The sequence below is a fragment of the Streptococcus infantis genome (genome assembly GCF_047463655.1).
In the GTDB taxonomy this organism is placed as follows: Bacteria; Bacillota; Bacilli; order Lactobacillales; family Streptococcaceae; genus Streptococcus; species Streptococcus infantis_Z.
The window spans coordinates 1-1197 of sequence record NZ_JASHDM010000030.1; the positions used below are offsets into that span (position 1 = coordinate 1).

Here is a 1197-nt window from a genome sequence, read left to right on the forward strand (position 1 = left end):
TTCTGTACTGACCCCAAAAAGTTAGACAATTAATTTATTCAAAGGATTTAGTTCTGTATTGCACAGGACTGAGTCCTTTTAGTTTTACCTTAATTCGTTTGTTGTTGTAATAATCAATATAGTTTACAATAGCTTGTTCCAATTGATTAAGTGATTTAAACGTCTTCTCGTAACCATAAAACATTTCCGCTTTCAAAATGCCAAAGAAAGATTCCATCATGCCGTTGTCTGGGCTGTTACCTTTACGTGACATAGATGGCTGAATTCCCTTACTCTCTAAAAATCTGTGATAAAAATCGTGTTGATATTGCCATCCTTGATCACTATGGAGAATAGTATTTGTGTAATATTCCTCACTGAAGGCCTGGTTTAACATAGCTTTCACTTGTTCTAAGTTTGGTGAAGTTGAAAGATTATAGGCGATAATTTCGCTATTAAAGCCATCTAAAACTGGTGATAAGTAAAGCTTTTGAGTACTTGCTGGAATGGCAAATTCTGTCACATCTGTGTAGCACTTTTCCATTGGTTTGGCTGCTTCAAATTGGCGTTGAATAAGGTTATCTGCTTTCTTGCCAACGTCTCCTTTATGAGAAGAATATTTCCGTTTACGACGAATTCGAGCACTTAAACCAAGGATTTTCATCAGACGTTGGACCTTCTTATGGTTTACTATATGACCACGATTCCTCAATTCAAGAGTTATTCGGCGATAGCCATAATTTCCTATGTGCTCAGTAAAAATAGCTTGAATTTCAGCTTTAAGATCTTTATCTTTGTCAAGCCCATCTAGTTCCTTCAACTGATAGTAGTAAGTTGAGCGAGGTAAACGAGCCACTTCAAGAAGTAAATCTAGTCGAAATCCTTCTGAAGCCATTTCTCTAATTGTCTCTGCCTTTCTCGCTGTATGGCTTCGTCCCTGTCTTCCAGCTCTTTTAACTTTTTTAAGTAAGCCACCTCGGTACGTAAGAGTTCATTCTCCTCTTGGAGTCGCTCTAGTTCTGTCATTTCTTCCCAAGTTTTCTTACGTTTACGTCCCATTTTAGGTACTCTCCCTCTTGTTTTCTCAACAATAGTATACCCGTTTTTCTTGTATTGTGCTAGCCAATTAAGAAGTATAGTACGACTTGGGAGGCCGTATTCAAGAGAAACTCTATCTTTAGTCCAGCCTTCATGTAAGACTTTATTAATCATTTCTTG

Annotated in this window: 1 pseudogene; it reads right to left on the minus strand. The window is 37.3% G+C overall.

The annotated features are described in order from the left end of the window. Positions 1-34: 34 nt before the first annotated feature. A pseudogene (locus QM877_RS10175) lies at positions 35-1197 on the minus strand (IS3 family transposase); the annotation flags it as partial.